Source organism: Pseudomonas sp. 22515, from assembly GCF_052044625.1.
Lineage (GTDB): Bacteria > Pseudomonadota > Gammaproteobacteria > Pseudomonadales > Pseudomonadaceae > Aquipseudomonas > Aquipseudomonas alloputida.
The window spans coordinates 1-24,765 of record NZ_JBQENN010000008.1; the positions used below are offsets into that span (position 1 = coordinate 1).

At 61.4% G+C, this 24,765-nt stretch carries 23 protein-coding genes; 19 read left to right on the forward strand and 4 right to left on the reverse strand.

Annotated elements, in window-relative coordinates:
* Nucleotides 1-13: 13 nt before the first annotated feature.
* The gene (locus tag ACTJJN_RS09470; RefSeq protein WP_011953171.1) at nucleotides 14-1,234 is read right to left on the reverse strand and encodes a CaiB/BaiF CoA transferase family protein; all 1,221 of its coding nucleotides are present in this window, start codon (nucleotides 1,232-1,234) and stop codon (nucleotides 14-16) included.
* A gap of 13 nt (nucleotides 1,235-1,247) precedes the next feature.
* Complete coding sequence (locus tag ACTJJN_RS09475) at nucleotides 1,248-2,429, reverse strand: acyl-CoA dehydrogenase (RefSeq protein ID WP_003252907.1); 1,182 nt, start codon at nucleotides 2,427-2,429, stop codon at nucleotides 1,248-1,250.
* Nucleotides 2,430-2,589: 160 nt separating this feature from the next.
* On the opposite strand from ACTJJN_RS09475, the gene ACTJJN_RS09480 reads away from it, so the two are divergent.
* The 10 genes from ACTJJN_RS09480 (at nucleotide 2,590) to ACTJJN_RS09525 (ending at nucleotide 12,435) form a co-directional block, all read left to right on the forward strand.
* The gene (locus tag ACTJJN_RS09480) at nucleotides 2,590-3,507 is read left to right on the forward strand and encodes a LysR family transcriptional regulator (protein WP_004575245.1); all 918 of its coding nucleotides are present in this window, start codon (nucleotides 2,590-2,592) and stop codon (nucleotides 3,505-3,507) included.
* Between the two features lie 419 nt (nucleotides 3,508-3,926).
* Nucleotides 3,927-5,048: a Re/Si-specific NAD(P)(+) transhydrogenase subunit alpha gene (locus ACTJJN_RS09485; protein WP_011953170.1), complete on the forward strand. Its 1,122-nt coding sequence runs from the start codon at nucleotides 3,927-3,929 to the stop codon at nucleotides 5,046-5,048.
* An 11-nt stretch (nucleotides 5,049-5,059) separates the two neighbouring features.
* Nucleotides 5,060-5,374 (forward strand): NAD(P) transhydrogenase subunit alpha, encoded by a 315-nt coding sequence (locus ACTJJN_RS09490; RefSeq protein WP_003252914.1) that lies wholly within the window; start codon nucleotides 5,060-5,062, stop codon nucleotides 5,372-5,374.
* Between the two features lie 2 nt (nucleotides 5,375-5,376).
* Nucleotides 5,377-6,813, forward strand: a complete 1,437-nt coding sequence (locus ACTJJN_RS09495; RefSeq protein WP_003252919.1) for an NAD(P)(+) transhydrogenase (Re/Si-specific) subunit beta — start codon at nucleotides 5,377-5,379, stop codon at nucleotides 6,811-6,813.
* 186 nt (nucleotides 6,814-6,999) lie between these two features.
* Complete coding sequence (locus ACTJJN_RS09500; RefSeq protein ID WP_003252922.1) at nucleotides 7,000-8,493, forward strand: acetyl-CoA hydrolase/transferase family protein; 1,494 nt, start codon at nucleotides 7,000-7,002, stop codon at nucleotides 8,491-8,493.
* A 405-nt stretch (nucleotides 8,494-8,898) separates the two neighbouring features.
* Nucleotides 8,899-9,114, forward strand: a complete 216-nt coding sequence (locus ACTJJN_RS09505; RefSeq protein ID WP_003252924.1) for a DUF1127 domain-containing protein — start codon at nucleotides 8,899-8,901, stop codon at nucleotides 9,112-9,114.
* A gap of 311 nt (nucleotides 9,115-9,425) precedes the next feature.
* The gene (locus ACTJJN_RS09510) at nucleotides 9,426-9,743 is read left to right on the forward strand and encodes a DUF2388 domain-containing protein (protein ID WP_011953169.1); all 318 of its coding nucleotides are present in this window, start codon (nucleotides 9,426-9,428) and stop codon (nucleotides 9,741-9,743) included.
* Nucleotides 9,744-9,832: 89 nt separating this feature from the next.
* Nucleotides 9,833-10,126, forward strand: a complete 294-nt coding sequence (locus ACTJJN_RS09515) for a DUF2388 domain-containing protein (RefSeq protein WP_011953168.1) — start codon at nucleotides 9,833-9,835, stop codon at nucleotides 10,124-10,126.
* 36 nt (nucleotides 10,127-10,162) lie between these two features.
* The gene (locus ACTJJN_RS09520) at nucleotides 10,163-10,483 is read left to right on the forward strand and encodes a DUF2388 domain-containing protein (protein WP_003252932.1); all 321 of its coding nucleotides are present in this window, start codon (nucleotides 10,163-10,165) and stop codon (nucleotides 10,481-10,483) included.
* Entirely contained in the window at nucleotides 10,480-12,435 is a 1,956-nt protein-coding gene (locus tag ACTJJN_RS09525) for a DUF7844 domain-containing protein (RefSeq protein WP_324737280.1), read from the forward strand. Before ACTJJN_RS09520 ends, ACTJJN_RS09525 begins: the two co-directional genes overlap by 4 nt.
* A 37-nt stretch (nucleotides 12,436-12,472) precedes the next feature.
* Here the strand turns inward: ACTJJN_RS09525 and ACTJJN_RS09530 are convergent, their stop codons facing one another.
* Nucleotides 12,473-12,874: a GFA family protein gene (locus ACTJJN_RS09530; RefSeq protein WP_011953166.1), complete on the reverse strand. Its 402-nt coding sequence runs from the start codon at nucleotides 12,872-12,874 to the stop codon at nucleotides 12,473-12,475.
* Nucleotides 12,875-13,141: 267 nt separating this feature from the next.
* On the opposite strand from ACTJJN_RS09530, the gene ACTJJN_RS09535 reads away from it, so the two are divergent.
* From ACTJJN_RS09535 to ACTJJN_RS09575, 9 genes are all read left to right on the forward strand, one after another.
* Nucleotides 13,142-14,449, forward strand: a complete 1,308-nt coding sequence (locus ACTJJN_RS09535; protein ID WP_003252938.1) for a CitMHS family transporter — start codon at nucleotides 13,142-13,144, stop codon at nucleotides 14,447-14,449.
* Nucleotides 14,450-14,518: 69 nt separating this feature from the next.
* A complete protein-coding gene (locus ACTJJN_RS09540) occupies nucleotides 14,519-15,289 on the forward strand; it encodes a TerC family protein (RefSeq protein WP_003252940.1) in 771 nt (256 codons plus the stop codon).
* Nucleotides 15,290-15,571: 282 nt separating this feature from the next.
* Nucleotides 15,572-17,230 (forward strand): Na/Pi cotransporter family protein, encoded by a 1,659-nt coding sequence (locus tag ACTJJN_RS09545; protein ID WP_011953165.1) that lies wholly within the window; start codon nucleotides 15,572-15,574, stop codon nucleotides 17,228-17,230.
* Between the two features lie 30 nt (nucleotides 17,231-17,260).
* Complete coding sequence (locus tag ACTJJN_RS09550; RefSeq protein WP_088512668.1) at nucleotides 17,261-18,667, forward strand: M16 family metallopeptidase; 1,407 nt, start codon at nucleotides 17,261-17,263, stop codon at nucleotides 18,665-18,667.
* A gap of 93 nt (nucleotides 18,668-18,760) precedes the next feature.
* Nucleotides 18,761-19,786 carry a DUF5924 family protein gene (locus tag ACTJJN_RS09555; protein ID WP_003252945.1) on the forward strand — a complete coding sequence of 342 codons (1,026 nt, stop codon included), beginning with the start codon at nucleotides 18,761-18,763 and terminating at the stop codon, nucleotides 19,784-19,786.
* Between the two features lie 201 nt (nucleotides 19,787-19,987).
* Nucleotides 19,988-21,121: an ABC transporter permease gene (locus ACTJJN_RS09560; protein ID WP_011953163.1), complete on the forward strand. Its 1,134-nt coding sequence runs from the start codon at nucleotides 19,988-19,990 to the stop codon at nucleotides 21,119-21,121.
* Nucleotides 21,118-21,909 (forward strand): ABC transporter ATP-binding protein, encoded by a 792-nt coding sequence (locus ACTJJN_RS09565; protein ID WP_014754977.1) that lies wholly within the window; start codon nucleotides 21,118-21,120, stop codon nucleotides 21,907-21,909. Before ACTJJN_RS09560 ends, ACTJJN_RS09565 begins: the two co-directional genes overlap by 4 nt.
* A gap of 3 nt (nucleotides 21,910-21,912) precedes the next feature.
* Nucleotides 21,913-22,851 (forward strand): MlaD family protein, encoded by a 939-nt coding sequence (locus ACTJJN_RS09570; RefSeq protein WP_324737279.1) that lies wholly within the window; start codon nucleotides 21,913-21,915, stop codon nucleotides 22,849-22,851.
* Nucleotides 22,848-23,483, forward strand: a complete 636-nt coding sequence (locus ACTJJN_RS09575; protein ID WP_440781213.1) for an ABC-type transport auxiliary lipoprotein family protein — start codon at nucleotides 22,848-22,850, stop codon at nucleotides 23,481-23,483. Before ACTJJN_RS09570 ends, ACTJJN_RS09575 begins: the two co-directional genes overlap by 4 nt.
* On the opposite strand, the gene ACTJJN_RS09580 is transcribed toward ACTJJN_RS09575, so the two are convergent.
* On the reverse strand, nucleotides 23,465-24,694 hold the full coding sequence (locus tag ACTJJN_RS09580; RefSeq protein WP_392490492.1) for a nucleoside recognition domain-containing protein: 1,230 nt from the start codon (nucleotides 24,692-24,694) through the stop codon (nucleotides 23,465-23,467). The genes ACTJJN_RS09575 and ACTJJN_RS09580 overlap by 19 nt on opposite strands.
* Nucleotides 24,695-24,765: the final 71 nt, after the last annotated feature.

Consider the following 24,765-nt stretch of genomic DNA (forward strand, 5'->3'; position numbering starts at 1 on the left):
CCCCGCTACTCATCTAGAGCACACCAGCACCACGAAGGCGCTGCACCTCGCCGACATCCAGCCCCAGCACCTCCCCCAGCACCGCTTCGGTATGCTCGCCTAACAAGGGTGGTGCCCGGCGATACTCCACTGGCGTCTCCGACAACCGTATCGGGCTCGCAACTTGCGGCACACTACCCGCCAATGGATGCGGAATATTCAACGCCAACCCGCGCGCCAGCACCTGGGGATCCTGGAACATCTGCGCCAGGTTATTGATAGGCCCACATGGCACTCCTGCAGCCTCCAACTGGGCCACCCACTCAGCCGTGGTCTTGAACACCGTAGCCTGGCGAATCAATGGAATCAGTTCGGCCCGGTTGGCCACCCGCAGCTTATTGGTAATGAATCGAGGGTCTTCCGCCCATTGCGGCTGCCCGGCCACCTCAGCGAACTTGCGGAACTGGCTGTCATTGCCCACGGTAAGAATGAAATCGCCATCTGCCGTCGGAAAGTCCTGGTAAGGGACTATATTAGGATGCGCATTACCCAGCCGACGAGGAGGGCTGCCCGTGGTCAGGTAGTTCATTGCCTGGTTCGCCAGGCAGGCCACCTGTACATCGAGCAATGCCATGTCGATATGCTGGCCGACCCCGGCCTGATCCCGGTGGGCGAGGGCAGCCAGCATGGCGACCGTGGAATACAACCCGGTCAGAATGTCGGTAAGCGCCACCCCCACCTTGACCGGCCCGGCGCCCTCTTCACCCTCCGGACGACCAGTCAGGCTCATCAGCCCACCCAAGCCCTGGATCATGAAGTCATAGCCAGCGCGCTTGGCATAGGGCCCGGTCTGACCGAAGCCGGTAATGGAGCAATAGATGAGCTGCGGGTTTACCGCCTTGAGGCTCTGGTAGTCCAGGCCATAGGCAGCCAGCCCACCCACCTTGAAGTTCTCTATGACGATATCGCACTTCGCCGCCAGCTCCCGCACCAGCCGCTGCCCCTCCGGCTGGGTAAAGTCGATGGTCACTGAGCGCTTGTTGCGGTTGGCCGACAGGTAGTAAGCCGCCTCACTGGTGTCCTCACCTTCGACATCCTTGAGAAAAGGCGGCCCCCATGAGCGGGTATCGTCGCCACTGCCTGGGCGCTCGACCTTGATAACGTCGGCACCAAGGTCAGCCAGAATCTGACCAGACCACGGGCCGGCCAACACGCGCGAAAGGTCTAGCACCCGCAGATGTGATAGCGCGCCCATGGTTAGCTCCTTATCAATAGAACGCCTGGATACCGGTTTGCGCACGCCCCAGGATAAGTGCATGCACATCATGGGTACCTTCATAGGTGTTGACCACCTCCAGGTTAACCAGATGGCGGGCCACACCAAACTCGTCGGAGATGCCGTTGCCACCCAGCATGTCACGCGCCATACGGGCGATATCCAGCGCCTTGCCGCAGGAATTGCGCTTCATGATGGAGGTGATTTCCACCGCAGCCGTCCCTTCATCCTTCATGCGCCCCAGACGCAGGCAGCCCTGCAGCGCCAGGGTGATTTCTGTCTGCATGTCGGCAAGCTTCTTCTGAATCAACTGGTTGGCGGCCAGTGGACGACCAAACTGCTGACGGTCCAGGGTGTACTGGCGAGCGGTGTGCCAGCAGGCTTCAGCGGCACCCAGCGCCCCCCAAGAAATACCATAGCGAGCCGAGTTCAGGCAGGTGAACGGGCCCTTGAGGCCACGCACGTCCGGGAAGATGTTCTCTTCTGGCACGAACACATTGTCCATGACGATTTCACCAGTGATCGACGCGCGCAGGCCAACCTTGCCATGGATTGCCGGGGCACTGAGGCCTTGCCAGCCTTTTTCCAGTACGAAGCCACGAATATCGCCCGCATCATCCTTGGCCCACACCACGAACACATCGGCGATAGGACTGTTGGTGATCCACATTTTACTGCCGGTCAGCCGGTAGCCACCGTCGACCTTCCTCGCGCGCGTAATCATCGAACCAGGATCGGAGCCATGGTTAGGCTCGGTCAGACCGAAGCAACCGATCCACTCGCCACTGGCCAGCTTGGGGAGGTACTTCTGCTTTTGAGCTTCGGTGCCAAATTCGTTGATCGGCACCATCACCAGTGACGACTGCACACTCATCATCGAGCGGTAACCTGAGTCGATACGCTCCACTTCGCGAGCAATAAGGCCATAGCACACATAATTCAGGCCACTGCCACCGTATTGCTCGGGAATGGTTGCACCCAACAGGCCGACTTCACCCATCTCGCGGAAGATCGCCGGATCGGTCTGCTCATGGCGGAAGGCCTCAAGCACACGCGGGGCCAGCTTGTCCTGGGCGAACTGATAAGCGCTGTCACGCACCATGCGCTCTTCTTCAGTGAGCTGCTGATCCAGCAGCAACGGGTCGATCCAGTTGAAGCTTGCTTTACCGGCCATGAGCGAATCCTCGAAATAGGGGTCAGTTTCTTGTGCCTTTGAGCCTAGGCCTGATCGGCCGCCGGGACAAACGAGGATTGCGCACCAATTAGTGATATTTTGTCACTCCGTAAATCGGCAAAACGCCTTATTGACAGCCTTACAAGTGAGGTTGACGTACATGCGCCGTAAGATCCCCAGTACCGCCGCCCTGATTTGCTTCGAGGCGGCAGCCCGTAACGAGAGCTTTACCAAGGCTGCCCAGGAACTCGCGCTGACCCAGGGTGCCGTCTGTCGGCAGATCGGTGGCCTGGAAGCCTTCCTTAATGTGGAACTGTTCCGTCGCTCGCGCCGCGGCGTAAGGCTGACCGAAGCCGGCCTGTCCTACAGTCGCCAGGTGGCGGCCCAACTGGACGCCGTGGAGCGCGATACCTTGTCGGTCATGCGCCAGCAAGGCGCCAATGTGATCGAGCTGGCGGTAGTGCCGACGTTTGGCACTCAATGGCTGCTACCACGGCTCAAGGACTTCCAGCAGCGCCACCCGGAGGTCACAGTCAACCTCACCAACCGCACCCGGCCATTCCTGTTCGCCGACACTACCTTCGATGCCGCCATCTATTTTGGTGATGCGGACTGGTCAGGCACCCAGTCGCACCAACTGATGGGTGAAAACCCAGTACCCGTGTGCAGCCCGGCACTGCTGAACGGCCAGGGCATGCTCGAGGCACGCCACATCGCGCAGCTACCACTGCTGCAGCAGAGCACGCGCCCGTATGCCTGGCGGCAATGGTTCGGCAGTGTGGGCATGAATGTGGAGCGCGACATGACAGGCCCGCGCTATGAACTATTCTCGATGCTCGCCCAGGCGGCCATGCACGATATGGGCATTGCCCTGATACCGCCGTTCCTGATCCAGCGGGAGTTGGAGGAGGGACGGCTGGTGGTCGCTAACAGGCATGCCCTGAGTAGCGACAAGGCCTACTATCTGATGATTCCAGAGCGCAAGGTGGAGTCGGCGTCGCTACGCGCCTTTCGCGACTGGCTCGTAAGCCAGGCTCAGGCCTACCTGAATAGATCAGGGGCAAGCGCGACAAATTGACCCTGTAGTCAATTATTTTAAACACCTACAGATATATGTATATGTCGCATATTCGCAAACTGTAACGCAAGCATAAAAACACCCTTTAACCGTGCTCAGTACGCGGCTTTGCGGGTTATTTTGCGACATCCAACTAGTCGTAAGCGAATTGGCCGCTTTTTTTTTGATTTTTTCTCCTAATCTGCCAATGGCGCATGTTTGACGGGCTGCAACCCTATTGCTGCGACAAGCGGTCACAGGGTGACTTGTAGTTTTGACTTCGTTTCGCTTCAGAACCGGTTGAAGGCCTTCGGGTTCGTCTGCAAAATGCTTCGCCCCGCCCGGGATCCGGCGGGTTGGCGCTCCACAGCCGCCCCAGCGCACCATCCGAAGTGTGCTGGCTTCTACAAAGACAAAAGGTCACCGCAGGAGAAATAGTCGTGCACATTGGTGTTCCTCTCGAGACGCAGACCGGTGAGACAAGGGTCGCTGCGACCCCCGAAACCATCAAGAAACTGATTGGCCAGGGCCATCAGGTCACCGTTCAACGGGGGGCAGGGCTCAACGCCGCCATTCCGGACAGTGCCTATGAAGCCGTGGGTGCTTCCCTTGGGAGCGCCGCCGATGCCTACGGCGCCCAATTGGTACTCAAAGTGGTCGCCCCCAACGACCAGGAACTGGCCCTGATCAACAGCGGCAGCCTTCTGGTGGGCATGCTCAACCCCTTCAACGGTGAACTGATCGGCAAGATGGCCGAACGCGGTATTACCGCCTTCGCCCTGGAAGCCGCGCCGCGAACCTCGCGGGCGCAGAGCCTGGACGTGCTGTCGTCGCAGGCCAACATCGCCGGCTACAAGGCCGTGTTGCTGGCAGCCCATTACTACCCACGCTTCATGCCAATGCTGATGACCGCTGCCGGTACCGTTAAGGCCGCACGCGTCCTGGTACTGGGCGCTGGCGTTGCCGGCTTGCAGGCTATCGCCACCGCCAAGCGCCTGGGTGCGGTGATCGAAGCATCCGACGTTCGCCCGGCGGTGAAAGAGCAGATCGAATCACTGGGTGCAAAATTCATCGACGTGCCCTACGAGACCGACGAGGAGCGAGAATGCGCCGAAGGTGTTGGCGGCTATGCCCGACCAATGCCGGCCAGTTGGATGCAGCGCCAGGCGCAGGCCGTGCACGAGCGCGCCAAGCAGGCCGATATCGTCATCACCACCGCGCTGATCCCCGGGCGCAAGGCGCCGACCCTGCTGAGCGCCGAAACAGTGGCGCAGATGAAGCCTGGCTCGGTGGTCATCGACCTGGCTGCAGCCCAAGGCGGCAACTGCCCGCTGACCGTCGCAGACCAGGTGGTGCAGGAGAACGGCGTGACCATCGTCGGCCCGACCAACCTGCCGGCCCAGGTGAGTGCCGATGCCTCGGCACTGTATGCACGCAACCTGCTGGACTTCATGAAGCTGCTGTTCGACAAGGATGGCGCGCTGATCATCAACCTCGAAGACGACATCGTCGCGGCCTGCCTGATGTGCCGTGATGGTCAGATCGTCCGCAAGAACGGCTAAGGAGCACGACAATGGAAGACATGCTGATTTCCCACGGCATCTACAACCTGATCATTTTCGTGCTGGCCATCTATGTGGGCTACCACGTGGTGTGGAACGTCACCCCGGCGCTGCACACCCCACTGATGGCGGTCACCAATGCCATCTCGGCAATCGTCATCGTCGGCGCCATGCTGGCCGCGGCCCTGACCGTGACCCCGGCCGGCAAGCTGATGGGCACCCTGGCTGTGGCCCTTGCCGCAGTCAACGTGTTCGGTGGCTTCCTGGTCACCCGCCGCATGCTTGAAATGTTCAAGAAGAAAACCAAGAACGAGGCGAAGAAGTAAGCATGAGCATGAATCTGGTAACGCTCCTCTACCTCGTCGCCTCGGTGTGCTTCATCCAGGCGCTCAAGGGCCTGTCGCACCCGACTACCTCGCGGCGCGGCAATCTGTTCGGCATGATCGGCATGGGGCTCGCCATCCTCACGACGGTCGGCCTCATTTATAAGCTTGGGGCTGAACTTGCCACAGCCGGTATCGGCTATGTCATCGTCGGCCTGCTGGTCGGCGGCACCGCCGGTTCGATCATGGCCAAGCGCGTCGAAATGACCAAAATGCCCGAGCTGGTCGCTTTCATGCACAGCATGATCGGCCTGGCCGCGGTGTTCATTGCCATCGCCGCCGTGCTGGAGCCACAGTCGATGGGCATTGTGGCTGCCATCAGCGATCCGATCCCCACCGGCAACCGCCTGGAACTGTTCCTCGGTGCTGCCATCGGTGCCATTACCTTCTCCGGTTCGGTGATCGCCTTTGGCAAGTTGTCGGGCAAGTACAAGTTCCGCCTTTTCCAAGGCGCACCGGTACAGTTCGCTGGCCAGCACAAACTGAACCTGATCCTTGGCCTGACCACCATCGCCCTTGGCCTGCTTTTCACTTTCACTGGCCACTACAGTGCCTTCACCCTGATGCTGGTCCTGGCCTTCATCATGGGTGTGCTGATCATTATTCCGATCGGCGGCGCCGACATGCCAGTGGTGGTGTCGATGCTCAACAGCTACTCGGGGTGGGCAGCGGCCGGCATCGGCTTCTCGCTGAACAACTCGATGCTGATCATCGCGGGTTCCCTGGTAGGTTCGTCCGGTGCCATCCTCTCGTACATCATGTGCAAGGCGATGAACCGCTCGTTCTTCAACGTCATCCTTGGCGGCTTCGGTGGCGATACCGACACTGGCGCGGCGCAAGGTTCGCAAGAACAGCGGCCGGTGAAGTCCGGTTCGGCTGACGATGCCACCTTCCTGCTCAGCAACGCCGACAGCGTGATCATCGTTCCGGGCTACGGCCTGGCGGTGGCCCGCGCACAACACGCGCTGAAAGAGCTGACCGAGAAGCTGACCCACAACGGCGTGACCGTGAAGTATGCGATTCACCCGGTGGCGGGCCGCATGCCCGGGCACATGAACGTACTGCTGGCCGAGGCTGAAGTGCCGTACGATCAGGTATTCGAGATGGAAGACATCAACGCCGAGTTCGGCCAGGCCGACGTGGTGCTGGTGCTGGGCGCCAACGACGTGGTCAACCCGGCGGCGAAGAACGATCCCAAGTCGCCAATCGCCGGCATGCCGATCCTCGAAGCGTTCAAAGCCAAGACCATCATCGTCAACAAACGCTCGATGGCCAGCGGCTATGCCGGCCTGGACAACGAACTGTTCTATCTGGACAAGACCATGATGGTGTTCGGTGACGCCAAGAAGGTCATCGAGGACATGGTCAAGGCAGTGGAGTGACACCAGCCGCTGCAAACCAGCTGATATAAAGGAGGCCCCGGTCAGAATCTGCCGGGGCTTTTCTTTTATTGATCCGGATCAACGGCTCAAATACAAGGCTTCTCATACGACCATGGTCGTGGGACGGCAATGGGCGAAATCTCTAGACTGCGCTGCAGTAGTTTCAGTAGCCCGAGATAACAATCCATGTACCGTGATCGTATCCGCTTGTCCTCCCTGCACAGCAAGGTAATGAGTGCGGCTGATGCCGCTGGTCTGATCGAGGACGGCATGACTGTCGGCATGAGCGGCTTCACCCGCGCCGGCGAAGCCAAGGCCGTACCGCATGCACTGGCCGAACGCGCCAAGCAATCGCCACTGAAAATCAGCCTGATGACCGGCGCCAGCCTGGGCAATGACCTGGACAAACAACTGACCGAGGCCGGTGTGTTGGCCCGCCGCATGCCGTTCCAGGTCGACAGCACCCTGCGCAAAGCCATCAATGACGGCCAGGTGATGTTCATTGACCAGCACCTGTCGGAAACCGTCGAGCAACTGCGCAACCAGCAGCTGAAGCTGCCGGACATCGCGGTCATCGAAGCTGTGGCCATCACCGAGCAAGGCCACATCGTGCCAACCACCTCGGTGGGCAACTCGGCCAGCTTCGCGATCTTCGCCAAGCAGGTGATTGTGGAGATCAACCTCTCGCACAACACCAACCTCGAAGGCCTGCACGACATCTATATCCCAACCTACCGTCCGACTCGCACGCCAATCCCGCTGGTCAAGGTAGACGACCGTATCGGCAGCACCGCGATCCCGATCGACCCCGCCAAGATCGTCGGTATCGTCATCAGCGACCAGCCAGACTCGCCGTCCACTGTGCTGCCGCCAGATGATGAAACACAGGGCATCGCCGACCACCTGATCAACTTCCTCAAGAAGGAAGTGGATGCAGGCCGTATGACCAACAAGCTCGGCCCGCTGCAAGCTGGCATTGGCAGCATTGCCAATGCGGTGATGTGCGGCCTGATCGAGTCGCCGTTCGAAGACCTGACCATGTACTCCGAAGTGCTGCAGGACTCCACCTTCGACCTGATCGACGCCGGCAAGCTTAGCTTCGCATCGGGCAGCTCGATCACCCTGTCAACGCGCCGCAATGCCGATGTGTTCGGCAACCTGGAGCGCTACAAGGACAAATTGGTGCTACGCCCGCAGGAAATCTCCAACCACCCGGAAGTGGTACGTCGCCTGGGCATCATCGGTATCAACACCGCACTGGAGTTCGATATCTACGGCAACGTCAACTCCACTCACGTCTGTGGCACCAGGATGATGAACGGCATCGGTGGCTCCGGCGACTTCGCCCGTAACGCCCACCTGGCCGTGTTCGTCACCAAGTCGATTGCCAAAGGCGGGGCGATTTCCAGCGTGGTGCCAATGGTCAGCCATGTCGACCACACCGAGCACGACGTGGACATCCTGGTCACCGAGCAGGGCCTGGCGGACCTGCGTGGCCTGGCGCCGCGCGAACGGGCGCGAGCGATTATCGACAACTGCGTGCACCCAGACTATCGCGCTGCGCTGAACGACTACTTCGACCGTGCCTGCCAGCGTGGCGGCCATACCCCGCACATCCTGCGTGAAGCCCTGAGCTGGCACGAAAACCTGGAAGAAACCGGGCGCATGCTGGCTAGCTGATCCAGATGTGGTACGGAACGGCGGCCCTGCCTCCGCTGTTCCGGCCTCTTCGCGGGCTTGCCNGCAGCACTTTCCCTGTGGGAGCGGGCAAGCTCGCGAATGGGCCATAACAGTCAAACCCTTCTATCAATACACCTTTCCGCCATCATCAGAGTAATCTGTTCTACTGTACTGGTGTTTTCAGATCTTCCCGACTGAAGAATCCCCTTCTTCGAATCAAAGTGCACCAAAGAAGTGCAGACCAGTACAGTTACGCCTATTTCGAGTGCAACAGTAGGGTTACACAGTTAACTGAGCCATCGTCTTTCAACTGAACTGTATCTACTGTTATGGACGACAGAGGAGGATCATTGGCATCAGTTAAATCACTACCTAATGCCGCCATAAGCGGAAGGATGAAGCATCATGGAACGTACCCTCAGTTCCGGTCTGGTTTTTGAAAGCAACGCCCAGCAATCCAACACCTCGCTGCCGCTGCGCGCATTGTCGACCCTGCTGCTGTGGCAGCGCCGTATGACCAGCCGTCGTCAACTGGCTCGCCTGGACTCCCGCCTGCTGGCAGACGCCGGTATCAGCGAGTCGCAGCGTTACGAAGAGCTGAGCAAGCCTTTCTGGCGCTAAGCTCCCGGCTTGCCGGCTTCGGCCGGCACCGTGAATTCCCCAAACCCGTTGCAGGTAACTGCAGCGGGTTTTTTATTGCCCGAGAGATACGCTGTAGAGCACTTCAGATCACGACCAGTACAGTTTTACAAATACAAAAAAATGCCTTAACAGTTGCCTAGCGTAGCACTCGTTATCATCCCTACGCAGCACTGCGTGATACGCTTGGCATAACCGTCTGCTGGAACCCGTTGTTGAAACGTACCGTGACGATCCCTGCAAACGTCCGATAAAGCAGAACCAACCTGACCCTACCCCAGGAGTCCACGATCATGTCCCGTAAACACCTGCTTGGCGCCGCCCTGCTGCTTGGCCTGGCTGGCACTGCCAATGCCACCAGTTTCGTTGTCACCACCGACGCGGTAGTGGGCGCCGTTGCTGCCTCCACCGACGCCACATCCGACGTGAGTTCTTCGTTCCGCGACGACAAGATCGTCCAGGCAGCCCGCGATGACGCAGCCAGCTTCGTCGGTACCCAGGGCGCTATCCGCGGCGCCCGACTGGAAAGCGCCTTTGTACACATCCGTTCGAACATGCCTGCCCTGCAAGCCAGCGATGCACAGCTGGCCCAGGCCATCCTGGCACTCTGATACACCCCATGCGAGACAGGTGCGTTGGCTTCTGCCCTCGCACCTGAGGTAGGCTTCGCCGTTCATTTTTCCAGCCTTCAAGAAAGCTCATGCGTTATCTGTTGCCGTTGCTGTTCGCCGCCGCAGGCATGGCCAGCGCCCATGCCATGGATACGACCACACAAAGCCTGGTCATCACCGGCTATGTCACCAGCCAGGTCACAGCCGCACCATTCGACCGCAAACTGGTCAGACAGGCCCGCGACGATGCCGCCGCATTCGTTGCCAGCGACGGCCTGATCCGTGGTGCACGCCTGGAAGCCGCCCTTGAATCATTACGCCACAATTGCGCACGGCATGCCGTCGGCGATCTGGAACTGGCGCAGGCAATTCTCGTCCAATAACTACATCTGACTCCCTGTATTTTTCGGAGATGCTCCATGCGTAAACCGCTGATTGCCGCTTCCCTCGGCATGCTGCTGCTGGCCGACCTGGCCCAGGCACAGACCCTGGTGGCCACCAGCAACATCATCGTGCGTGCCTTTGGCCGTTCGATCGACTTCACCTCAGACACCACCACCTCGATCCGCGACTCCAAAGTGGTGCGTGAAGCCCACGACGACGCTGCAAGCTTTGTCGCCAGCAACGGTGATATCCGCGGCGTCCAACTCGAGGCAGCCTTCAATACCCTGCGCGAGCGCGTACCGGAAGCGCGAGGCGCCAGCGACCAGGTGCTGGCTGAAGCCATACTCGCACTGTGACGCGCGTGCGCGCCTGGCTGCTCGGCTGCGCCCTGACGCTGCTCGGCACGCCCGCCTTGGCCGACCTGCAGCTTGAGCTGCAGTCGTCCGGCCTGGACCCGCAACAAGCACAAGCTTCCCAAGCCCTGCTCAACGAGGCCATGGGTAAGCTGCCACCGCGCTTCAAGCAACAGCTGGACCGTCGCGTGCGGGTCAGTTGGAGCGACAACATGCCTACCGACGCCTATGGGCAGGCTTCACTGATATCCACCCTCGAGCTCAACCGCAGCTTGCTGCCCAGCCTCACCGATGGCAGCGCCGCCACTGAGCGCACCGACCGCCCACATGGCACGGTGCGAGAAGAGCTGCTGGCCACCGTGCTGCACGAGCTCACCCATCTCTACGACCGTGCCCGCTTGTGGCCCAGCGTCGAGAGTTCGCTGATTGCACGCTGCAAGCGCCAGCAAGGCACGCTGGGCAAGGTCGGCCTGCCGGAAGAATGCCGCGGGCAGGCCGAGCGCCGCTTCACCCTGAGCGACGACCCACGCCTGCTCGACCTGGCCGGGTGGCAGCAGTACGTGGGCCGACGAGGCGAGCGCGAACAGCACAATGGCCAATTCGTGCGCAGCCCCGACAGCTATGAGTTGAGCAGCCCCAAGGAATACATCGCGGTCAACATGGAGTATTTCCTCCTCGACCCGAGCTACAGCTGCCGTCGCCCGGCGCTGTATCAGTACCTCCGCGAACACTTCGGCTGGGCACCCCAACAGGACACCTGTGCCAAAGGCCTGCCATTCATCAATGCCGGCAGCGACTTCGCCCGCCAGCCGCTAGGTGAAATCGACCCAGAGCGGGTCTACGAAGTGGACTATCTGCTGGCTGAAGCCAATCAGAACCTGGTCAGCCGCTGGGGGCACAGCATGCTGCGCCTGGTGATCTGCAAGCCGGGCCGACCACGCGGTCCAGACTGCCGCCTGGACCTTGATCAAAGCCTGGTGCTTTCGTACCGCGCCTTCGTCAACGACGTGCAACTCTCCAGCTGGGACGGCCTGGTCGGCAACTACCCGTCGCGGCTATTCGTGCTTCCGCTGGGCCAGGTGATCGACGAATACACCAAGACCGAGCTGCGCAGCCTGGCCTCGGTGCCCTTGAAGCTCAACCGCGACGAAATCGAGAACCTGGTGCGCCAGGCCGCCGAGATGCACTGGAGCTATGACGGCAACTACTGGTTCCTGTCCAACAACTGTGCCGTGGAGTCATTGAAGCTGCTGCGCAGCGGCACCGCCAATGCGCGCCTCAACGACCTGGACAGCATCATGCCCAACGGTTTGCTGGCCGTGCTCAAGGGCAGGGGGCTGGCAGATACCAGCGTGCTTGATAACCCGCGCGAAGCGTTACGCCTGGGCTACCGCTTCGATTCTTACCGCGACCGGTACCAGGCCATGTTCGAGGTGCTGAGAAAACAGTTGCCAATCAAGCAAGCTCTGGTTGAAGACTGGCTGGCCCTCAATGCCGAGCAGCGCCGTAGCTGGTTCGCCAAGGCTGACCTGCGCACCAGCGCGGCACTGCTTCTGCTTGAGCAGGCCAGCCTGCGCCGGCAGCTTCTGCTGGCCCAGGACGAGGTCAAGCAGCGTTACCTGAACGCCGCAGCCTTGAAGGATGGCAGCATCAACAAAGCCGATGCCACGCTCAAGCAAATGCTTGCCAACAGCGGCTTTCTCAGCCGCCCGGCAGAGTTGCTCGATTCCAAAGGCTACGGGCTGCCGCAGCCAGAAGAGCGCAAGCACCTGGAGCAGGTGAGCAGAGAGCGGCAGGCACAGCTGTTGCGCTTGAGCACCAGCCTGGACAAAGAGGTGAGGGCGCTGCTGGAGCCGTCGCGAGCCAAGGAAATTGCAGCGGTCGAGGCCAACGTGAAGCAGATCGGCGAGCACTTGCGGGCGTTGCACAAGGCTGCTGGTGGCCTGCAGTTGTGATGGATGACGGGCTGGCCCTTTCGCGGGCAAGCCCCCCCTACAGGCGCTCCTCATCTTCCGAGGGCAAATCCTCATCCAGATGCAACCAGGGCAACCGGCTGCCCACCCAGATATGCCGGTTGGCTCGTACCCGCTCAGGGTGATCCAGCGTGGCCACCGTCACATCGATCGTCTGCGGGCTATGCGTGGTCACCAGCGCCACATGCGCCCCACACTGCCCACAGAAGTAGCGGCTGCAACTGGCAGGCGCCACATAGCAGTTCGGCTCGCCCGTCAACCACTGGAACCCAGAACGGGGCAGGGTAAGCCAGGTGACCACCAGTCCACCGCTGACCCGCCTGCAGATCGAACAATGACAGTGGGCAATGTCCGTCAGGTTGCCCTCCAGTCGATAACGCAGGGCTCCACAATGGCAGCCACCTTCGGTTACATCCTGCATCACCTACCTCTCGTCACCTTTGCTTCAGCGAAAGCTGGCTGAAAGCTTGCCCTTTTAGGATAGCGCCCACTACCGGCACAAGACCGGTCAGCCAGGGCACCCGGTCAATACCGCGCCCGGCCCAATCAACAACAACAATGGTGATTCTGATGTATTCCTGTGCCCGCCTTTTCGTAGTCCCCCTCCGCATGCTCCCCGCACAGTGCCCTACGCGCTGATACGCCCGAATCGACTGTCCTTTCGCCGCGCCCCGCCTGGAGTATTGCCATGCTGACCTTCCTCGGCTTTGCCATGGTCATCACGTTCATGTACCTGATCATGACCAAGCGCCTTTCGGCCTTGATCGCGCTGATTCTGGTACCGATCCTGTTCGCCCTGTTCGGTGGTTTTTCCGCCAAGATCGGCCCCATGATGCTAGAGGGCATCAGCAAGCTCGCACCTACCGGCGTGATGCTGATGTTCGCCATCCTCTATTTCGCCCTGATGATCGATTCCGGCCTGTTCGACCCGGCCGTTCGCAAGATCCTAAAGCTGGTCAAGGGCGATCCGCTGAAAGTCTCGGTCGGTACCGCTGTACTGGCCCTGGTGGTCTCGCTCGACGGTGACGGAGCCACCACCTACATGATCTGCTGCGCCGCCATGCTGCCGATGTACAGCCGCCTGGGCATGAGCCCGCGGATCATGGCCGGCCTGATCATCCTCGCCGGCGGCGTGATGAACATGACCCCCTGGGGTGGGCCGACCGCGCGTGCTGCCAGCGCCCTGCACGTAGACCCGTCAGACATCTTCGTGCCGATGATCCCGGCCATGCTGTTCGGTGTGTTGGCGATCCTGGCCATTGCCTACATGTATGGCAAGCGTGAGCGTGCCCGCCTGGGCGAACTGCATCTGCCTACCGACGACATCGACCACAGCGAAATCACCGTCTCGCAGTACCCGGACGCACGCCGGCCCAAGCTGCTGTACTTCAACGGTGCCCTGACCGCCACCCTGATGGTCGCGCTGATCGCCGGCGTGCTGCCGCTGCCAGTGCTGTTCATGATTGCCTTCAGTATCGCCATGATCGTCAACTACCCGTGCCTGCAACAGCAGAAGGACCGCATCGCCGCCCACGCCGGCAGTGTACTGGCCGTGACCGGGCTGATCTTCGCCGCCGGCATCTTCACCGGCATCCTGTCCGGCACCGGCATGGTCGACGCCATGTCCAAGAGCCTGCTGGCGGTCATCCCCGAGGCGTTGGGCCCATACCTGGCCGTCATCACCGCGATCGTGAGCATGCCGTTCACCTTCTTCATGTCCAACGACGCGTTCTACTACGGCGTACTGCCGGTGCTGGCCGAGGCCGCCAGCCACTATGGCATCACCCCGGTGGAAATGGCCCGTGCGTCGATCGTCGGGCAGCCGGTACACCTGCTCAGCCCGCTGGTACCCTCCACCTACCTGCTGGTGGCCCTGGCCGGTATCGAGTTCGGCGATCATCAGCGCTTCACGCTCAAGTGGGCAGTGCTGGTATGCCTGTGCATAATGCTCGGCGCACTGCTGATGGGGATTTTCCCGCTGTTCAGTAGTCTTTAATACATCCGTATCACGTACGCGACGCGCCCTGACCGGGGCGCGTTGCCATTACCGCTCGAAGGAAAATACATGGAATGGCTGACCAGCCCGGAAATCTGGGTTGCCTTTTTCACCCTTACCGCGCTTGAGATCGTCCTCGGTATCGACAACATCATCATGATCTCGATTCTGGTCAGCCGCATGCCCAAGCACATGCAGCCACGCACCCGGATCTTCGGCCTGGCCCTGGCCATGGTCACCCGTATCATGCTGCTGCTGTCGATTACCTGGGTGATGCGCCTTACCGCAGACCTGTTCGTGGTCTTTGGCCAAGGCATCTCCGGGCGTGACCTGATCCTGTTCTTCGGTGGCCTGTTCCTGCTATGGAAGAGCTCGCAAGAGATCTACCACGGCCTGGAAGGCGAGGACGAGAACGCAGAGGAGCCCAAAGGCGCAGGTGGCAAGTTCTTCTACACCATCATCCAGATCGCCATCATCGACATCGTGTTCTCGCTGGACTCGGTGATCACCGCTGTGGGCATGGTTTCCCACGTACCGGTGATGATCGCCGCCATCGTCGTGGCCGTGCTGGTGATGATGCTGTGCGCCGGCGCCATCAGCAATTTCATCGACAAGCACCCGTCGCTGAAGATGCTCGCGCTGTCGTTCCTGATCGTGGTCGGTACTGTACTGATCGCTGAAGCGTTCGATGTGCATGTGCCGAAGGGCTATGTCTACTTCGCCATGGCCTTCTCGCTGGGGGTGGAAGCCATCAACATACGCATGCGCACCGCCATGGCCCGCAAGGAAGGCAAAGATCATGAACCGGTGAAACTGCGCAAGGACATTCCGGGTCAATAAGGCCAAGGAAGTGCTGCACAACAAGGGCCCTTCGCAGGGCCCTTTTTCATGCCTTTTTTCTGTGCGTTTTTTCCTGCGCGTTGTCACTGTGGAGGCTTGCCCGCGAAGCGGCCCCGCCAGGCCGTCATTCGTTTCAAGATCTGTTTCAAATAAATGACTGCCATGCGAAGCTGGCGACAGCTTGGCAAAACAGCTAAAGCTTTGAGTGAGCACCGAAAATTCTTCAAACGCTCACGTTTCTTTTCTTGGCCCGATGGGCCTATGCAACAGGGGGCCTTCGCCATGCTGACCCTGCTCAACCTGCTCTCGGCCGTGACGCTTCTGGTCTGGGGTACCCACATTGTGCGTACCGGCATCCTTCGGGTATTCGGTTCGAACCTGCGACGCATCATCAGCCAGAACATGGACAAGCGCCCGCTGGCATTCATCGCCGGTATTCTGGTCACAGCCATGGTTCAAAGCAGTAACGCCACGGCCATGCTGGTCACCTCTTTCGTCGGCCAAGGCCTGATGGCCATGACCCCGGCCTTGGCGATCATGCTGGGTGCCGACGTGGGTACCGCACTGATGGCCCGGGTACTGACCTTCGACCTGTCCTGGCTGTCGCCGCTGCTGATCTTCCTTGGCGTGATCTTCTTCCTTTCGCGCAAGCAGACACGGGCCGGCCAACTGGGCCGAGTAGGCATCGGGCTTGGCCTGATCATCCTGGCACTTGAGCTTATCGTGCAGGCAGCCGCGCCGATCACCCATGCCCAGGGCGTGAAAGTGCTGTTTGCCTCACTGACCGGCGACATCATGCTCGACGCTCTGGTCGGGGCAATGTTCGCCATGATTTCCTATTCCAGTCTGGCCGCCGTTCTGCTCACAGCGACACTGGCCGGCGCCGAACTGATCAGCTTGCCGGTAGCCATCGGGCTGGTGGTCGGCGCCAACATCGGCAGCGGGCTGCTGGCCTTCATCAGTACCAGCATGCAGAACGCCGCCGGGCGTCGGGTGGCCTTGGGCAGCCTGCTGTACAAGCTGATCGGCCTGGTGCTGATCATCCCTGTGCTGCACCCGCTGGTGGCATGGATGGACTCGCTGAGTTTCAGCCCGCAGGAGCTGGTCATCGGCTTTCACCTGCTCTACAACACGCTGCGCTGTCTGATCATGCTGCCCACAGTCAAACCGATGGGTCGGCTGTGCAACGTCCTGCTGCCTGAACGGGAAAACGGCAATGGTCAGGTCCGCCCCCGTCACCTTGATGCCTCGGCCCTGGAAACGCCCAGCCTGGCGCTGGCCAACGCCGCCCGCGAAACGCTGCGCCTGGGGGATATTGTCGACAGCCTGCTCGAAGCGATGCTTGGAGCCCTGCGTGGCACCCAGACCGCCTTGCCACAGCAAGTTCGCGCCTTGGGCGAAGACGCCGAAGCCCTGTACAGCGCAATCAAGCTGTACCTGGCGCAGATGTCACGGGAAGACCTCAGCGAACAGGACAACCGCCGCTGGGCCGAAATCATCGAGCTGGCAATAAACCTCAAACTCGCCTGTGACCTGATCGAACGCATGCTGCGCAAGGTCCAGCAGCAGAAAACCAGCCAGCGTCGGGAATTTTCCCAGGTAGGCCTGGAAGAGCTGACCGGCCTACAGGAGCAATTGCTGGCCAATCTGCGCCTGGGCCTGTCGGTGTTCCTCAGTGCCGACCCGGAAAGCGCCCGCTTGCTGCTGCGGGAAAAACGCCGGTTCCGTGCCCAGGAACGGCGCCTCGCACACGCCCATGTCAGCCGCCTGCAGCGCAAGGTCGTGCAAAGTATCGAGACCAGTTCGCTACACTTGGAGCTGATCGCCGACATGAAGCGGTTGAACTCTTTGTTCTGTAGCAGTGCCTATGTGGTACTGGGCGGCTCGGACACCGGAGGGCTGATGCTCGACAGTGTGCCCGATGAAGCCCGCCAGCCGTGATTTCTCCTAGCTGAGGACCCTCGCTCGCCCATGCGTTGCCTGATGTTCGTTTGCCTGCTGATCTGCAGCCTGCCCTCGTTCGCCCTCGACCGCTCGCGGGTTGAAGGCTACCTGTTGCCTAATGGTCTGCAGGTCATCCTGAAAAACGGCTACGAACGGGACCATGTGGCGATTCGTCTAGTGGTCGGCGTGGGCCTGGATGATTTCGACTGCGAGCAGAAAGAGCTGCCACACCTGCTTGAGCACCTGTTGTTCAGTGGCATCGACGAAACAGGCGAAGGCGGGCTGGAAGAGCGCCTGCAAGCGCTCGGCGGCGAGTGGAACGCCTATACCAGCAGTGCCGACACCACCTTTGTCATCGAGGCCCCGGCGCGCAACCAGCGCAAGGTCCTCGACCTGCTGTTGGCAGTCATCCGCGATACCACCATCGACGCCAAGGCCTTGACCACCGCCAAGCGCATCATAGAGCGCGAGGATGGCGGCCACTATGGCCACCTGCAGCGCTGGCTCGACCGCCAGGATATCGGCCATCCGGCCAACGACCAGCTGGCCACCGAGCTGGGTCTGAAATGCCCGGAGCGCTCCAACCTCGACGACATGACCTTGGAGCAAGTTCAGGCGTTGCGTGACCGCTGGTACGCGGCCAACAACATGACCCTGATCATGGTCGGTGGCCTCGATCGCCTGCTTCCGGCCTATCTGGAGCGGTCGTTCGGCGAACTGCCCGCCACTGAACCCGAAGAGCGCCGCAACCTTGAAAGCATCAGCCAACAGGCCGAACAGCGTCGCAACCTGACCCGCGGCTGGCTGGGTGATAGTGTCAAATTGCACTGGCTGTTCATCGAGCCGGTGCTGGACAACGACCATCAAGCCACCCTCGACCTGCTTTCGCGCTACCTGGACTGGGCGCTGTACGACCAGCTGCGTCTGCGCAACGGGCTGTCCTACGGCCCCTCCGTGCAACGTGAAAGCTTTGGCGACACCGGCCTGCTCAGCCTCAATGCAGACCTTGAGCGCGATGACATCGACAAGGCTGTCAAGGTGATGCAGGCCCTGTTCGACCACCTGCGCAAGGAAGGCCTGGACCCGGACACCTTCGCCCGCATCAAGGAAGCCAGCATCGCCAAGGAAAGCTGGAGCACCCAAGGCAACAGCGCCTTGGCCGACTACTACTGGGGGGCGCTGAACGACTATACCGACGGGCGCTTTGCCAGCCCGGTGCGCAAGCTGCGCCAGGTCAGCCTGGAACAGGCCAACGAGGCACTGAAGGATCTGCTCAAGGAAGATGGCTATGTGCGCATCGAAAAGCCGTTGCTAGGCTATGACGAGCTTTACGGGCTGATGGCCTTGCTTGTGGGGCTGTGCCTGGCGGCAGGGCTGTTGCGCTGGCGACGGCATGGGCCTGAACGGCCCAGTGGTGCTACACGGCAGCGGTAAATCGGCGGTATCCTTTTGCCAGTACCGACCCTTTCGCAGGCTTGCCCGCGAAGAGGCTGGCACAGCCACCTCACTTTTCTGTTGTAGCCCCCAATGCCCCAAATCCCCCATATCGTCCAGCGCGTCATCGAACTCCTCAAGCGCTACCCCGGCATCATTGCGCTCGGCGGTTTCCTCTCCGGTATCGGCAGCTTCATCCTGGTCGACCGCCAGGCTGGCCTGGCCAGCTGGGTCGCCGTGCTCATGCTGGTCAGCTGGGTCTGGCTGATGCTGGAGAACACCCTCACCGGGCTGTTCGCGCGCACGTTCAACCGCGAGATCCCTCAGCCGCTGCTGCGCTATGCAACGCAGATGATCCACCAGGAAACGCTGTTCTTCGTGCTGCCGTTCTTTTTCATCACCACCACCTGGAACAGCGGTCAGCTGGTGTTCACCGGCTTGCTCGGCGCCGCCGGCCTGGTTTCGATCACCGACCCGCTGTACTACAAGTGGCTGGCACCACGGCGCTGGCTGTTCCTGGCGCTGCATACCCTGACGTTGTTTGCCGCTCTGCTGACCGCGCTACCGATCATCCTGCACCTGACCACCGCACAAAGCTTCAAGCTGGCCCTGATCGCAGCCATGGCCCTGTCCTTCCCCAGCCTGGCCAGCAGCTTCCCGATCAACAACTGGCGCCGCGCCGTGGCTCTGGTGCTGGTTACCCTGTCGGTCGGTGCCGGTGGCTGGCTGCTGCGCTCCTGGGTACCGCCGGCAACCCTGTGGATGACCGAGGTGGCGGTGAGTACCGAAGTCATGAACCGCCAACCGGGCGACTCGCTGGACGAAATTGCCGCCAGCCGCATTCGCAGCAGTGGCCTGTATGCCTACACCGCCATCAACGCGCCACGCGGCCTGAACGAGCGGATCTACCACGTGTGGCAGAAGGACGGCCAAGAGGTCGACCGCATTGCCCTGGACATCCACGGCGGGCGCAAGGAAGGCTATCGGGCCTGGACCCACAAGCAGAACTTCCCACCCAACCCGGTAGGCAAGTGGCAGGTGAGGGTGCTGACCGAGGATGGGCAAGTGATTGGCGTGCTGCGCTTCAAGGTGGTCAATGATGCACCCGCGGGTAGTTGACCCCCTGCCTTGCGCATGAACAGCCTTGTGCTGCGAAAGGGCCAGTACAGCACACCACTTCCGTGGGCGCTTACGAGCTCTTCGCAGCACAAGCCTGCGCCAAGGCACTGCTGCCAAGCGCACACACAGCACATAATCACCAAACAGCCCATGCCCCCTGCGCTATGATCAGCCCCTAAGCCTTAGCGCCGAGTCAATTGCATGGAGCCTATGACCACCCCCAGCGCCACCCTGGACACCAGCTGCCAACCCGCCTGCCTGCGTATTACCGGTGACTGGACCCTGGCACACTACGCCAACCTCAAGCGCGAGAGCGAGCGCCTGCGCACGCAGTGCGCTGCCAACACGATCGCCGACCTCAGCCAACTGGGCCGCCTGGACACCGCCGGCGCTTCGCTGCTGGCCGAACTGCTAGGCTCCGAGCGCCTGTCGCGCTGTACCCACGCGCTGCCTGAAGCCAGCCAGGCGCTGCTGAAGAATGTCTACTGTTCGGTCCAGGATTACTGCATCCCGGTCAAGGAGCCCGAGCGCAATGTGCTGTTGTTGCTGCTGGAGCGCATCGGCTGCGCCGTCGGCACGCTGTGGCAGGACAGCATGCAACTGCTTGGTTTCGTTGGTGTGATTCTAGAAACCCTGCTGCGCCGCGCCTTCCAGCCACATCGCTGGCGCTTCACTCCTGTGGTGGCACACATTGAACAGACCGGGCTGGATGCCGCGCCCATCGTTGCGTTGCTGACCTTTCTGGTGGGCGCCGTAGTCGCATTTCTCGGTGCCACGGTGTTGGCCGACTTCGGTGCGACCATTTTCACCGTCGACCTGGTTGCATTCTCGTTCCTGCGCGAGTTCGCCGTGCTGCTGACAGCCATTCTCATGGCCGGCCGCACTGCCAGCGCGTTCACCGCGCAGATCGGCTCGATGAAGGCCAACGAAGAAATTGACGCCATCCGCACGCTGGGCCTCAACCCCATGGAACTGCTGGTGGTGCCGCGGGTACTGGCCCTGCTGATTTCGCTGCCGTTGCTCACCTTTGTCGCGATGATCTGCGGCATCGTTGGCGGTGCGGTGGTATGCGCCCTGACACTGGATATTTCGCCGGCCATGTTCCTGTCGCTGCTGCAAAGCGACATTGGCGTGCAGCACTTCCTGGTAGGCCTGGCCAAGGCACCGTTCTTCGCCTTCCTGATCGCCGCCATCGGCTGCCTGGAAGGCTTCAAGGTCAGCGGCAGCGCCGAGTCGGTGGGGGCACACACCACCTCGGCAGTGGTGCAGTCAATTTTTGTGGTCATCGTGCTGGATGCGGTGGCAGCGCTGTTCTTCATGGAGATGGGCTGGTGAGTGGCCAGGATTGCGTAATCGAAGCCCGCGGCATCTGCAACCGCTTCGGCCGCCAGGTGGTACATGAAAACCTAGACCTTGACCTGTACCGCGGCGAAATCCTCGCCGTGGTAGGCGGCTCAGGCAGCGGCAAGTCGGTGCTTCTGCGCAGCATCATTGGCCTGCGCCGGCCCAATGAAGGGCAGATCAAGGTGCTCGGCCAGGACCTGACCGGCCTGCGCGAAGAACAGCGTTCACTGGTCGAGCGGCGCTTTGGCGTGCTGTTCCAGAAGGGGGCGCTGTTCTCTTCGCTGACGGTGACCGAAAACGTGGCCTTGCCGCTGATCGAGCACGCCGGGCTGTCGCGCAATGATGCCGAGCACTTGGCCGGGGTGAAATTGGCCCTTGCCGGGTTGCCGATCTCGGCTGCCGACAAGTACCCGGCCTCGTTGTCGGGGGGCATGATCAAGCGCGCAGCGCTGGCCCGCGCCCTGGCCCTGGACCCGGACATCCTGTTCCTCGACGAACCCACGGCTGGCCTGGACCCGATCGGTGCCGCGGCATTTGACCAGTTGATCCTTACCCTGCGCGATGCTCTGGGGCTGTCGGTGTTCCTGATCACCCACGACCTCGACACCCTGTACACCATCACCGACCGCATCGCGGTGCTGTCGCAAAAGAAAGTCCTGGTGGCCGGCCCGCTGGCCGAGGTCGAGAAGACCAACGACACCTGGATCCAAGAATACTTTCACGGCCCCCGCGGGCGCGCCGCCGAACAGGCTGCCACCCGTGCCGGGCAGGAGCGCTGAGCAATGGAAACCCGAGCCCATCACGTCCTCATCGGCCTGGTCACCGTTCTGGTGGTGGCCGGGGCCATGCTGTTCGGCCTGTGGCTGGCCAAGTCCAGTGTCGACGACGCCTTCAAGGATTACGAAGTAGTGTTCAACGAAGCCGTGTCTGGCCTTTCCCGAGGCAGCACGGTGCAGTACAACGGCATCAAGGTGGGCGACGTCTCGACCCTGCGTCTGGACCCGAAAGACCCGCGCCGGGTATTGGCACGGGTGCGCCTGAGCGCCGATACCCCGGTGAAGGAAGACACCCAGGCCAAGCTGACCCTGGCCGGCGTCACCGGCAACTCATTCATCCAGCTCAGTGGCGGCACCCCGCAAAGCCCCGAGCTTAAAGGCAAGGATGGCAAGCTGCCGGTGATCATCGCTTCGCCATCGCCAATCTCGCGCCTGCTCAACGACAGCAGCGACCTGGTGACCAACATCAACATGCTGCTCCATAACGCCAACCAGATGTTCTCCGAGGACAACATAGGCCACCTCAGCAACACGCTGGCCAACCTCGACAAGACCACCGGCGCCTTTGCCGGCCAGCACGGCAGCATCGCCGAGGCCATCGAACAGCTGGTAAAGGTGGGTAATCAGGCCAGCGCCACCCTGGCCGAAACCCAGGCGCTGATGCGCAATGCCAACGGCCTGCTGGGTAGCGAAGGCAAACAGGCGATCGGTAGCGCCGAACAGGCCATGCAGTCACTGGCCCAAAGCACGGCAACCATCAATAGCCTGCTCCAGAACAACAGCGAGGCTATCGGTGACGGCGCCCAGAGCCTGAACCAGCTCGCCCCGGCCATTCGTGAACTGCGCGAAACCCTTAACGCGCTCAAAGGCATTTCCCGGCAACTGGAGGCCGACCCGAGCGGCTACCTGCTTGGCCGCGACAACAACAAGGAGTTCCAGCCATGAATCTGTCGCTGCGCCTGCTGACCCTGGCGGCCTCGCTGAGCCTGGTCAGTGCCTGCTCAATCCTGCCGAAGAGCGAACCTGTGGACCTTTATCGCCTGCCGGTGAACCAGCCCAGCCGCACAGCGCCGCCGCTGGAGTGGTCATTGCGCCTGAACAAGCCGCTGGCCAGTGAAGTGTTGGCCGGGCCGCGCATTGCCGTCATTCCCCAAGGCGATGTGATAAGCAGTTACAAGGGCGCACGCTGGAGCGATGCGGCTCCGGTGCTGCTGCGCAACCGTCTGCTTGATGGATTCCAGCGTGACGGCCAGGTGCAGCGCCTGAGCGCTGACGACAGCAACCTGCAAGCCGACTACGAGCTGGCTGGCGAGCTGCAGGCGTTTCAGAGTGAGTATCGCCCGGGCGGGGCGGTGGAGGTGGTGATCCGCTACGATGCGCGTCTGGTTAAGGGGCGCGACCAGCGCATCCAGGCCAGCAAGCGCTTCGAGATTCGCCAGCCGCTTGCCGACAAGCAAGTGTCAGCGGTAGTCGCCGGCTTTGGTCAGGCCAGCGACCAGCTGGTGGGGCAGGTGGTGAGCTGGACCATTGCCCAGGCCAACCAGGCACAGCTGAAGGTTCAGGTGAAGAACCAGTAGCAGACGAAGATCGCCGCGACCACCCCTGAAAACTCGGCCAGCAGTGCGCAACCGACCGCATGGCGCACGCGCTGGATGCCCACGGCACCAAAGTACACGGCCAGTACGTAGAAGGTGGTTTCGGTGCTGCCCTGAATCGTCGCCGCCACCAAGGCAGGGAAACTGTCCACGCCTTGGGTCTGCATGGTCTCGATCAGCATTGCCCGCGCTGCGCTGCCAGAGAACGGCTTGACCAGCGCGGTGGGCAAGCCCTCGACAAAGCGCGTGTCCAGGCCCATCCAGTTCACCGCATGGCGAATACCGTCCAGGGCCAGCTCCAGGGCACCAGAGGCGCGCAGCACACCCACCGCCACCAGCATCGCCACCAGGTAGGGCAGCAGGCTCTTGGCCACATCGAAGCCTTCCGTGGCGCCTTCGACAAAGGCTTCATACACCTTCACCCGTTTCAGGGCGCCCACCACCAGGAACAGCATGATCACGCCAAACAGCGTGAGGTTGCCCATGAGCGACGACAGGCTGGCCAGCGCGGCGGCCGACAGGGTGCCAAGAAAAGCCATGAAGCCTCCCAGCAGCAAAGCGCCGGGGATGAAGTAGGCAAGCACCACCGGGTCCCACAGACGCAAACGCTGCATCACTGCCACCGACAGCAGACCTACCAGGGTCGAGACGCTGGTCGCTAGCAGGATTGGCAGAAACACCATGGTCGGGTCTGGTGCGCCTTGCTGCGCCCGGTACATGAAGACGGTTACCGGCAGCAGGGTCAGCGACGAGGCGTTGAGCACCAGGAACAGGATCTGCGCGTTGCTCGCGGTGGTGCTGCCAGGGTTCAGCTCCTGCAGCGCGCGCATGGCCTTCAGGCCAATCGGCGTAGCGGCGTTGTCGAGTCCCAGGCCGTTGGCGGCGAAGTTCATGGTAATCAGGCCCAGGGCCGGGTGGCCGGGCGGCACCTCCGGCATCAGGCGGGCGAATAGCGGGCCTAGCACCTTGGCCAGCCACTCGACGATACCGGCCTTCTCGGCGATCTTCAGAAAGCCCAGCCACAGGGTCAGTGTGCCGAACAGCAGCACCATCACCTCGACCGACAGCTTGGCCATGGCGAAGATGCTTTCGACCATTGCCGCGAAGATGCCTGCGTTGCCACCCACCAGCCATTGGGCCATGGCGGACACCGCCGCCACCAGGAAAAAGCCGAGCCAAAGGCCGTTGAGCATCCGTATGTTCCCCCTGAAAAGTGCCCGAATAATAGCGTATCGCAGCCTGTGACTGGCGATCGCGAGCCTTT